Below are 10,340 nucleotides of genomic sequence, written 5' to 3'. Positions count from 1 at the left end.
GGATGGGGGCGTGGCCGGGGCGAGTGGCGCCGATGGCATCGCGCATCGCTTCAAACACGCTGATGGCCAGCATGAAGGGCGGCTCGCCCACGGCTTTGCTGCCGCCCACAGTGTCCTCGCGGTTGGCCTCGTGCCACAAATCGATGTTGAGCTGCGCGGGCATGTCGGCGGCGGTGGGGATCTTGTAAGTGCTCGCGCCTTTGGTGAGCAGCTCGCCCTTGGCGTTCCAGACCAACTCTTCGGTGGTGAGCCAGCCCAGGCCTTGTGCAAAACCGCCTTCGATCTGGCCGATGTCGATCTCGGGGTGCAGCGAATGGCCCACGTCGTGCAGGATGTCGGTGCGCAGCACGCGGTATTCGCCGGTTAGTGTGTCGATGGCCACTTCGCTGCAGGCCGCGCCGTAGGCGAAGTAAAAAAACGGCCGCCCGCTCAGGGTGGTGCGGTCGTAGTGGATTTTGGGCGTGGCGTAAAAGCCGTCGCTCCACAGCTGCACCCGCTGGCCATAGGCGTGTTGCACAGCCTCGGTGAAGCTGCGCTGGCGCGTGGGGCTGATGACTTGGCCGCCTTCAAAACGCACGTCGTCTGCCGAGCAGGCATCGGCTTTGGCGATGCAGCCCGCGATGTTCTGGCGCACCTGCAAGGCGGCGTTTTCGGCGGCGCGGCCATTGAGGTCGGTGCCGCTGGACGCCGCCGTGGCGCTGGCGTTGGCCACTTGGTCGGTGTCGCTGGCGCTGGCTTGCACCTGTGTGGCGGGTAAGCCCAACACACGGGCCACCAGTCCACACACCTTGGTGTGCAGGCCCTGGCCCATTTCGGTGCCGCCGTGGTTCACCCTCACGCTGCCGTCTGTGTAGACCGAGACCACCGCTCCCGCTTGGTTGAATTGCGTGGCGGTGAAGCTGATGCCGAACTTGACTGGCGTGAGCGCCAGGCCTTTTTTGATGACCGTGTTCTGGGCGTTCCAGTCGCTGATGGCGCGGCGGCGGACGCGGTAGTCGCACTGCTCGGCCAGCTGTGTCATCAGCGGGTGCAGGATGTTGTCTTCGACCTTCATACCGTAGGGCGTGGTGTTGCGTTCATCCACGCCATACAGGTTGGCCAGTCGCACATCGAGCGCGTCCACGCCGAGGTGACGGGCAATGTCGCCCATCACGGTTTCGATCAGCAGCACGCCCTGTGGCCCACCAAAACCGCGGAACGCGGTGTGGCTTTGGGTGTGGGTTTTGCAGCGATGAGAGGTGATGTGCAGGTCGCTTAAAAAGTAAGCGTTATCGGTGTGGAAGATCGCGCGGTCGGCCACCGGGCCGCTCAGGTCGGCGCTGTGGCCGCAATGCACCAGCTGCACCGAATCGAGCCCCAGCACGCGGCCACGCGCATCAAAGCCCACTTGCCAGTCGTGGCTGAAGGGGTGGCGCTTGCCGGTGATCAGGATGTCGTCGCCCCGGTCCAGCCGCAGCTTCACGGGCCGGCCAAACTTGTGCGCGGCCAGCGCCGCCCACACGGCCAAATGCCCGGCCTGCGTCTCTTTACCGCCAAACCCACCGCCCATGCGCCGGCACACCACCCGCACCTGCGACAGCGGGATGTGCAGCGCGTGCGCCACCCAGTGCTGCACCTCGCCCGGGTGCTGCGTGCCGCTGTGGATCAGCCAGTGGCCGTTGTCTTGCGGAATCGCGTAAGCGATCTGGCTTTCCAAATAAAAGTGCTCTTGCCCGCCGATCTCCAGCGAGCCTTGCAAGCGGTGCGGCGCTTGCGCCAGCCCCTGCGCCGCATCGCCGCGCTGCACCGTGACCTGCGGCAGCACAAAGCTGCCCGCTTGCAGGGCCTCGCGGGCGTGCAGCAGGGGCGGTTCTTGTGTGGTTTGCAGCCGCAGGTGGCGGGCGGCCTGCCGCGCTTGGGTGTGGCTGTGGCCCAGCACCAAGCCCATGACCTGTCCCACGTGCATGAGCTGCGGCCCGGCAAAAATGGGCTCGTCGTGCACAAAGGTGGCCAGCAGCGGGTCACCCGGGATGTCTTGCGCGGTGACCGTGCCCACCACGCCGGGCGCGGCCAGCACCGCCTCCAGGTTCATGGCGATCAGTTGGGCGTTGGCCAAGGGGCTCATCAGCGGCGCGGCGTGCAGCGTGCCTTCGATCAGCGGCAGATCGTCGATGTAGCTGGCGCGGCCTTGCACCTGCGCGGTGGCGCTTTCGTGGAAGCGGTGGGTGCTGCTGCTGGTTGTGTTGGATGGCGTGTTCATGCGAGTGCCTCCAGTCGAATGGTGCTGTGCCCGGTGCTCTCCAGCCAAGCGCGGCGCAGCAGTTGGCCCAGAATCTGGCGGCGGTAATCGGCGCTGGCACGCAAATCGCTGAGTGGTGAAAACTCTTGTGCGATGGCTTGTTGTGCCGTTGCTAAAGTGGCTTCGTTCCACGGCTGGCCGATGAGCGTGGCCTCGGTCTTCACGGCGCGTGCGGGCGTGGCGGCCACGCCGCCCGCACCGATGCGTGCTGCGGTGATGTGCCCATCTTGCACATGCAGTTGCACCGCCAGGCACACTGCCGAGATGTCGTCCTCTTGCCGCTTGGACACCTTGTAAGCGCCCAGCCATTCGCCGGGGGCAGGGCGGGGCACCACCACCCAGGCCAGCACCTCGTCCGGGGCCAGCAGGCTTTGGCGGTAGCCGGTGTAAAAGCGGTCCAGCGGCACATGGCGGTGCACGGTGCGGCCCTTTCCTTTGATGTTGCGCCAGGCCATCAGTACCACCTGCGCGCCTAGCGCGATCAAGAGCGGCATGCTGTCGCCGATCGGCGAGCCGTTGGCCACGTTGCCGCCCAGCGTGCCCGACTGGCGCACCGGCCAGCCCGCAAAGCGTTCGCCAAAGGGCGCGATCACCGGCCGATCGACGGCCAGCGCCTCAAACGCGTCTTGCAAATTGACGGCCGCACCAATCGCGATGTGCTGCGGGTAACGCTCCACCCGGCGCAGCTCGGCCACGCGCGTCAGGTCGATGATCTGCGGCAGGCGGCGCAGGCCTTGGGTGATCCACAGCCCGGCATCCGTCGCCCCTGCGATCAGCTGTGCTTGGGGGTGTTGGGCGCGGGCTTGCAGCAAAGCGCTCAGGTTGCTGGGGCGCAGGTAAGCGCCGCCGGTTTTTTCGATGGCCGCGAGCTTTTGCAGCGCCGCCACGATGGGCTGTTCATCCACGGCCTGCGCGGCATCGGCCTGCAAGCTGCACGCGGCCTGCACGATGGGCCGGTAGCCGGTGCAGCGGCACAGGTTGCCCGACAAAGCTTCATGGGCGCGGTGGCTGTCTACGGCCTGGCCTTGCGCCACGGTGCGCTGGTAGAGCGCAAACAAGCTCATCACAAAACCCGGTGTGCAAAAGCCGCATTGCGAGCCGTGGCACTCGACCATGGCTTGCTGCACCGGGTGCAGCGTGCCGTCAGGTCGAGCCAAGTCGGCAGCGGTCCACAGCGCCAGGCCGTCGATTGACTGTGCCGGTTTGATACAGCTGTTGACAGCGCGGTACTGCAACAGCCCGTTCACGGTCTCTGCCACCACCACGGTGCAGGCTCCGCAGTCACCAGCGGCGCAGCCCTCTTTGGTGGCCGTCAGGCGCAGGTCCTCGCGCAGCAGGTCCAGCAGGGTGCGGTCTGGGGGAACGTGATGGCGCTCAACCACCGCGTTGCGGTGCCAAAAGCGCAGGGGGGCTTCGGTAACAGGGTGAAGAGTTGGTTTCATGGGCATCGTCTAAGGCGTGCTTCATGCTAGTCCAAAGCCCTATGGGTGATATGCAAAATTTGAGATACCCCATATGGGACTGCAAGCATGGTTTCTGTCGCTTGCCGCCCGTCGCTCGCCATAAACGACGGGGTGTTGAGTGTGTGCTTACGCCATGTGTTTTTCTGCCTGAGCAGGTGCCTCACTGAAAGTGCTTGTCAATTTGGCTGGACCCACCCTTATGTTGTTTCATCCGGCTTGACTTCTTGTACAAGTCCCCTAAGATGTCCATGTTAGCTAACATGTCCAGGATGTGACCATGAAAACCCTTTCATCTGCAGAAGTTCAAAACCGATTCGGATCGATTGCCAACATCGTCAAAGGTGGTGAGCCTGTGGCTGTGACCCAATACGGCACGCCCACCATGATGATTCTTCCCTATGCCATGGCCACTGAAGCCCTGCGCGATTACAAGGCTCGGCAATGGGTTCAATTCATGGATGCCATGCCTTCTGCCAGCCCAGAGGCCCCTGAGCTCACACCCGAACAGCTGAACGAACTCGTCCATGAGCTCCGTCCGTAAAAGAATCGTTTTTGACACGAGTTCGCTCATTCCCGCTTGCTTGAATCCAGACCGAGAGCCTGCACAAATTTTGCGCCGCGCCGTGTTGGAGCATGATGTCTTTGTCTCGGCGGACACTTTCAACGAGTTGGTCGCCGTGCTCGCCAGAGAAAAATTCAACGCCTGGCGACCTCTTGATCAACGGATGGTGTGGGTCCGACTTTTCCGCGAAGCCGTGATGTGGGTGGATCCCCTTTCCTCGATCACCGAATGCCGCGACCCCAAGGACAACAAGTTCCTGGAATTGGCCGTGGCGGCTCAGGCGGATTACTTGGTCTCAAGTGATGTGCATTTGCTTGAAATGCACCCTTTTCGCGGTACTCAAATCCTTCAGTTGACCCACTTCAAGTCATTGGTTTTTGAAGGGCATGTCGGATCTGGGGCCTCACCCTGGAAATCGTGAAACGGTCAATGCAACTCAGCCGCTGAGCCACAGCATTTTTTGAACTTCTTGCCACTGCCGCAAGGGCAGGGCTCGTTGCGGCCGACCTTGGTGCGCAAGCGTTGGGACGTTTCGCGCTCGTATATGGCCTGGCGCAGCGGCAGCCAAAAGGCGTGGATGTTGACCAAGCTGTTTTCAATTTGCTGGGCCAGTTTTTCGCGCTGCGGGGGTGTTTTGGTCAGCTCGTCCTGTTCGGCAGAAAATGCCTCTTCACCCAGCAAGCCAATGGGCCTGTACCACTGCTGGCCTTGCGCGGTGTCAAACAAGGGCTTCCATGCGGCGCGGTTCAGCGCCACGCCTTCTGTAAAACCGTAGGCCCAGCCTTCCGCATTCTCAAACTCGCCGATGTTGTATTCGTAAGTGTCCCAGTAGGGCACCACAAATGGTGGCTTTTGCTCAAATCCAGAAATGATGCTGTTGTAGTGCCGCATGACCAGGCCCATGATGTGGTTGAGCTGCTCCATGTTGTCCGTGGGCGGCATCATGGCGCTGTCTTCGCCCCAGACTTTGGGCAGCCACTGACTGGGCATGATGGTTTGCGGCCCAATGGCGATGGCGTGCAAATACCCGTCCAGTCTGTCCAGCGTCATGGCTTCGTCGTTGTCCACGCCATAAAGCAAGAACCGATCGAGTTCTTCAAGCTCCGCGTCGGACAGTGGCGCCATCATGTCTTGCACTTCGTGGGCTGTGGGTTGAATTTTTCCCTGTGCCAGTGCTTTCAGCATCTCCGGTTCTGCGGCCTTGGCCTCCTTGTGGGCCTTGCTGATGAAGCTGTCAATGCCTTCGGACTCAATGGCCATGAAGGCTTCTTCCAGCGCTTGCTTGTCCGTTTCAAACAGGTCATCCCACACGGTGGAGGTGCCACTTTCGTCCACCACTTCAAGCAGCCACAAGCTGTCGGGGCTGCGGTAGATCTGGATGCGCAAGCTGTGGCCGTCAGCGCTGTAGGTCTGCGACAGCGGGGAGTGGATGTTTTCGATGTCTTCGGTCATGCGGCAGATCATAGGAGGAACGCTGCCAAATGGTGTGAGGGGCCAGTCAGAATTTTTGGCAGGTATCGTCCGCTGGCTTGGATCTTCAAGCGCATCGCGTCAAGCCATGGCGATTCGATGGCAAGCGGTCAAGCCCATTTTTAAGTTTAGATTCGTAACAATCGCTGGTGTTACATTCGCCTGCATTCCATCAAAGTTCCGGGTTGACCACGGGGCAGACCAGCACAGAGAAAACACAGAGACAAAGGCATGGGCGTGATCGGTTCATTAGCACGTATGGCATTTAAAAGTTTCGGGGTTAACCCTGAAAAGAGCCTGCGCCCAGCCATAACGATCATCTGGATTCCGATATGAAGCAGCCGCATCTTTTCGACAAGATCGACCTCCAACTCATTCGGACCCTTCACACCTTGCTCATCGAACGCAGTGTCTCCAAAACCGCCATGCGCCTGGGCCAGCAGCAACCGGCCGTGTCGGTGGCGCTCAAACGCCTGCGCGAGCTGACGGGCGACCCGATTTTGGTGCGCTCGGGCACCGGCATGGTGCCCACCGATGTGGGCCTGCAGATGTTGGGGCCGGTGTCGCAGATTTTGCAATCGGCCGAAAGCCTGTTCTCTCCAGCCCGGTCGTTTGACCCGGCTGAGGCCCGCGAGACTTTTCGCATCGCAGCCAGCGACACGCTGGACCCTTTGTTCCTGCCGTCCGTCATGGCCCGCGTCAAGTCGTTGGCGCCTCACTGCCGGGTCGAGGTGCATGCCCTGTCGGCCCAAGCCCAATATGCGCACGAACTCGGCCAGGGCCTGATCGACGTGGTGATTGGCAACTGGGCCCAGCCCAGCGAAGAACTGCACCGCGCCCAGCTCTTTGAAGACGAGGTGGCCTGCCTGGTCAGCAGCAAGCACCCGGCGGTGCGCCGGGGCTGGACGCAGGACGACTGGCTGGCCTGCGACCACATCGCACCCACTGCCGCTTACCCGGGTTGGCGCGGTGTGATTGACGAGCACCTGGACCAGTTGGGGCTGGTGCGCAACATTTCGGCGCGTTGCGCCCACTTTGGCTTGATGCCGCGCATGGTGGCATCGAGCTTGCTTGTGTTGACCACGGGCCGCCAGTATTGCCAGCGCTTTTTACAAGGCCCCGATGCGCAGCGCGGCTTGAGCTTGCTGCCCTGTCCGGTTGTCTTTCCCAAGATGGTTTATTACCAACTTTGGCATGAGCGCAGCCATGCTTCGGCAGCGGCCCGGTGGCTGCGCGAACAGGTGAAAATCAGCGCGGCCCAGTTACCTCATCCGAACCCTTTGAATCCGACATGACCACACCCCTTCTGTCTTTGCAAGGCATCACCAAGCGCTACCCGGGCGTGGTGGCCAACCAGGACGTGTCGCTGACCGTGATGCCCGGCCAGGCCCATGCCGTGCTGGGCGAAAACGGCGCGGGCAAGTCCACCCTGATGAAAATCATCTACGGCTCGGTCAAGCCCGATGAGGGCCAGGTGGTGTTCAACGGCCAGCCCGTGCAGATCCGTAACCCGCAGGAAGCGCGCAAGCTGGGCATCAGCATGGTGTTCCAGCACTTCAGCCTGTTTGACACACTCACGGTGGCCGAAAACGTCTGGCTGGGGCTGGACAAGTCGCTCAGCCTGGCCGAGGTGACCGAGCGCATTGTGGCCAAGGCCAGCGAATACGGCCTGGACCTGGAGCCTGAGCGCCCGGTGCACACCCTGAGCGTGGGGGAGATGCAGCGGGTGGAGATCATCCGCGCCTTGTTGACCGAGCCCAAGCTCTTGATTTTGGATGAGCCGACTTCGGTGCTGACGCCGCAGGCGGTGGAGAAGTTGTTTGTGGTGCTGCACAAATTGGTCAGTCAGGGCGTCAGTATTTTGTACATCTCGCACAAGCTGCACGAAATCCGGGCGTTGTGCAGTGCCTGCACGGTGCTGCGCGGCGGCAAGCTCACGGGCGTGTGCGACCCGCGTGAAGAAACGAACGCTTCGCTCAGCCGCTTGATGATTGGCGCGGAGCCCCCGGCTTTGCAGCATGTGGCGCGTTCGCCGGGCGAGGTGGTCTTGTCGGTCAAAGGCCTGAGCCTCACTCGGCAAGACCCGTTTGGCGTGGACCTGGACAGCATCAGCCTGCAGGTGCGTGCGGGCGAGGTGGTGGGGTTGGCCGGCGTGTCGGGCAATGGCCAGAAAGAGTTGATGTGGGCTTTGTCGGGTGAAGACACCCGGGCGGGCGTGCAGTGCGGCGCGGCCAGTGTGAGCCTGGCCGGTCAGCCGGTCGCGTCTTTGGGGCCGGTGCCGCGCAGGCAAATGGGCCTGCATTTTGTGCCCGAGGAGCGCCTGGGTCGGGGCGCTGTGCCGTCGTTGAGCCTGTCGCAAAACCTGCTGCTGACCCGCAGCGAGGCCGTGGGTGCGGGCGGCTGGGTGCGCATGGGGGCATTGGCCGACCAAGCGCGCAGCATCATCGACCGCTTCAAAGTCAAGGCCTCCGGGCCGGATGCGGCAGCGCAGTCGCTGTCGGGCGGCAATTTGCAAAAGTTCATTGTGGGGCGCGAAATCAGCGCGGCGCCCAAGCTGCTGATCGTGTCGCAACCCACCTGGGGCGTGGACGTGGGCGCGGCGGCGCAAATTCGCGCCGAGATTTTGGCGCTGCGCGACGCGGGTTGTGCGGTGCTGGTGGTGAGTGAGGAGCTGGAAGAATTGTTCGAGTTGTCTGACCGATTGCATGTGATCGCCAAGGGGCGCTTGTCGCCTCCGGTGGCGCGGACCGAGGCCACGGTAGAGCGCATTGGCGAGTGGATGAGCGGCTTGTGGCCCGATGCCGCTTCTGCCGCGCCTGCCCAACAAGGAGTCCAACATGCTGCGGCTTGAACCCCGTCCCCAGGCTTCGCGCCTGTGGACTTATGCCTCGCCCCTGCTGGCGCTGGTGCTCACGGTGCTGTTGGGTGTGGCGCTGTTCATGGCGCTGGGCAAAGACCCGGTGCGCGGATTGCAAATGTTTTTCTGGGAGCCCGTCAAAACCGGCTATGCCCTGGGTGAGTTGATGGTCAAGGCCACACCGCTTCTGGTGATCGCCTTGGGCTTGTCGGTGTGTTTCCGTTCCAACGTCTGGAACATCGGGGCCGAAGGGCAGTTTGTCATCGGTGCCGTGTGTGCGGCGGGCGTGGCGCTGCTGGCGGACAAGGACACGGGCCGCTGGATCGTGTTGGCCGTGCTCTTGGCGGGTGTGCTGGGTGGCATGCTGTGGGCGGGCATCACGGCGCTGCTGCGCGACCGCTTCAACGCCAGTGAGATTCTGGTCAGCCTGATGCTGGTGTACGTGGCCGATATGGTGCTGAGCTATCTGGTTTATGGACCCTGGAAAGACCCAGCCGGATTCAATTTTCCGCAGTCCAAAACTTTCGAGACGGTCACGCAGATCCCGCGTTTGATGACGGGCTCGCGTGTGAGCGTGGGCTTGCTCTTGGCACTGGTGGGCGCAGGCTTGCTGTGGGTGTTTTTGTTCCGCACCCGGGCGGGCTTTGCCCAACAAGTGGGCGGTCTGGCCCCCGATGCGGCGCGCTACGCAGGCTTTTCTTCGCGCAAGGCGCTGTGGGTGGCGCTCTTGGTCTCGGGCGGCGCAGCGGGTTTGGCGGGCGCTTTGGAGGTGGCTGGGCCCATCGGGCAGCTGACGCCTTATGTGCCTGCGGGCTACGGCTTTGCCGCGATCATCGTGGCCTTTGTCGGGCGCTTGCACCCGGCGGGCATGGTGTTGTCGGCGGTGCTGATGAGCATGTTCTACATTGGCGGCGAACTCGCGCAATCGCGCCTGGGCCTGCCCAAGTCGATCACGGGCGTGTTCCAGGGTTTGTTGTTGTTTTGCCTGCTGGCGTGTGACACGCTGGTGGCTTACCGCCTGCGCTGGGTGGCCAAGAAAATGGGGAGTGTGTGATGGAGTCGTATGCATTGCTGATCGCCGCGACCCTGAACGCGGGGACGGTGCTGGCCATTGCCGCTTTGGGTTTGCTGATCAATGAAAAAGCCGGCGTGGTGAACCTGGGGGCAGAGGGCATGATGCTGTGTGCGGCCATCGCAGGCTTTGCCGCCGTGGTGCACACCGGCAACGATTGGCTGGGCTTTGCGGCGGGCATGGGCGCCGGGGCGTTGCTGGCCGCTATTTTTGGGGTGCTGGTGATTTGGCTGAACACCAACCAGTACGCCACAGGGCTGGCGCTGAGCCTGTTTGGCGTGGGTTTTTCGGCTTTTGTGGGCATTGGCTATGTGAAAGAAAAGTTGCCCGAGCGGCCACAGTTCGAGATTCCCGGCCTGTCCGATATCCCCTTGCTGGGCCCCGCCTTGTTCAAACAGCATCCGCTGGTGTACCTGGCCATGCTGCTGGTGCTGGCCCTGATCTGGTTTTTGTACCGCAGCCGCACCGGTTTGGTGCTGCGCGCCGTGGGTGAATCGCCCGCATCGGCGCACGCATTGGGCTACCCGGTGCGTCGCATCCGCCTGGCGGCGGCGGTGGCCGGGGGCGCTTTGTGCGGTCTGGCTGGGGCTTACATCTCGGTGATCTATACCCCGCTGTGGGTCGAGGGCATGGTGGCG

The 10,340-nt window shown here is 62.6% G+C and carries 9 protein-coding genes; 6 read left to right on the top strand and 3 right to left on the bottom strand.

The genetic code is table 11. The features are described 5' to 3' along the window. Together xdhB and xdhA are read right to left on the bottom strand one after the other, a co-directional pair. The coding region (gene xdhB, locus QZ190_RS02900) for a xanthine dehydrogenase molybdopterin binding subunit (RefSeq protein ID WP_291913288.1) at positions 1–2,239 on the bottom strand (2,239 nt) is incomplete at its 3' end. Further along, positions 2,236–3,720 (bottom strand): xanthine dehydrogenase small subunit, encoded by a 1,485-nt coding sequence (gene xdhA, locus QZ190_RS02895; protein ID WP_291913285.1) that lies wholly within the window; start codon positions 3,718–3,720, stop codon positions 2,236–2,238. The genes xdhA and xdhB, both read right to left, overlap by 4 nt. A gap of 298 nt (positions 3,721–4,018) precedes the next feature. Here xdhA and QZ190_RS02890 point away from each other — a divergent pair, with 298 nt between their 5' ends. Further along, positions 4,019–4,282 (top strand): type II toxin-antitoxin system Phd/YefM family antitoxin, encoded by a 264-nt coding sequence (locus QZ190_RS02890; RefSeq protein ID WP_053175087.1) that lies wholly within the window; start codon positions 4,019–4,021, stop codon positions 4,280–4,282. Further along, positions 4,266–4,724 (top strand): putative toxin-antitoxin system toxin component, PIN family, encoded by a 459-nt coding sequence (locus tag QZ190_RS02885; RefSeq protein ID WP_291913281.1) that lies wholly within the window; start codon positions 4,266–4,268, stop codon positions 4,722–4,724. Before QZ190_RS02890 ends, QZ190_RS02885 begins: the two co-directional genes overlap by 17 nt. A gap of 5 nt (positions 4,725–4,729) precedes the next feature. On the opposite strand, the gene QZ190_RS02880 is transcribed toward QZ190_RS02885, so the two are convergent. Beyond that, positions 4,730–5,755 carry a UPF0149 family protein gene (locus QZ190_RS02880; RefSeq protein WP_291913279.1) on the bottom strand — a complete coding sequence of 342 codons (1,026 nt, stop codon included), beginning with the start codon at positions 5,753–5,755 and terminating at the stop codon, positions 4,730–4,732. A gap of 350 nt (positions 5,756–6,105) precedes the next feature. Between QZ190_RS02880 and QZ190_RS02875 the strand changes: the two genes are divergently transcribed. The 4 genes from QZ190_RS02875 to QZ190_RS02860 form a co-directional block, all read left to right on the top strand. Then, complete coding sequence (locus QZ190_RS02875) at positions 6,106–7,068, top strand: LysR family transcriptional regulator (RefSeq protein WP_291913277.1); 963 nt, start codon at positions 6,106–6,108, stop codon at positions 7,066–7,068. Next, positions 7,065–8,624, top strand: coding sequence for an ABC transporter ATP-binding protein (locus QZ190_RS02870; RefSeq protein ID WP_291913275.1), 1,560 nt, complete (start codon positions 7,065–7,067; stop codon positions 8,622–8,624). Before QZ190_RS02875 ends, QZ190_RS02870 begins: the two co-directional genes overlap by 4 nt. Then, positions 8,611–9,684 carry an ABC transporter permease gene (locus tag QZ190_RS02865; protein ID WP_291913273.1) on the top strand — a complete coding sequence of 358 codons (1,074 nt, stop codon included), beginning with the start codon at positions 8,611–8,613 and terminating at the stop codon, positions 9,682–9,684. The genes QZ190_RS02870 and QZ190_RS02865 overlap by 14 nt, the downstream gene beginning before the upstream one ends. After that, a partial coding sequence (locus QZ190_RS02860) for an ABC transporter permease (RefSeq protein ID WP_291913271.1) occupies positions 9,684–10,340 on the top strand: 657 nt, incomplete at its 3' end. The genes QZ190_RS02865 and QZ190_RS02860, both read left to right, overlap by 1 nt.

Origin of the sequence: Limnohabitans sp. (assembly GCF_017848645.1) — a bacterium.
Taxonomy (GTDB): Bacteria; Pseudomonadota; Gammaproteobacteria; order Burkholderiales; family Burkholderiaceae_C; genus Limnohabitans_A.
The sequence above is the reverse complement of the archived record's forward strand: the minus strand, read 5'-3'. Positions and strand labels throughout refer to the sequence as shown.

What these genes read in the sequence shown, in the direction of transcription:
- xdhA (WP_291913285.1), bottom strand. Translation starts at nt 3,720, where the DNA reads ATGAAACCAACTCTTCACCCTGTTACCGAAGCCCCCCTGCGCTTTTGG.
- QZ190_RS02890 (WP_053175087.1), top strand. Translation starts at nt 4,019, where the DNA reads ATGAAAACCCTTTCATCTGCAGAAGTTCAAAACCGATTCGGATCGATT.
- QZ190_RS02885 (WP_291913281.1), top strand. Translation starts at nt 4,266, where the DNA reads ATGAGCTCCGTCCGTAAAAGAATCGTTTTTGACACGAGTTCGCTCATT.
- QZ190_RS02880 (WP_291913279.1), bottom strand. Translation starts at nt 5,755, where the DNA reads ATGACCGAAGACATCGAAAACATCCACTCCCCGCTGTCGCAGACCTAC.
- QZ190_RS02875 (WP_291913277.1), top strand. Translation starts at nt 6,106, where the DNA reads ATGAAGCAGCCGCATCTTTTCGACAAGATCGACCTCCAACTCATTCGG.
- QZ190_RS02870 (WP_291913275.1), top strand. Translation starts at nt 7,065, where the DNA reads ATGACCACACCCCTTCTGTCTTTGCAAGGCATCACCAAGCGCTACCCG.
- QZ190_RS02865 (WP_291913273.1), top strand. Translation starts at nt 8,611, where the DNA reads ATGCTGCGGCTTGAACCCCGTCCCCAGGCTTCGCGCCTGTGGACTTAT.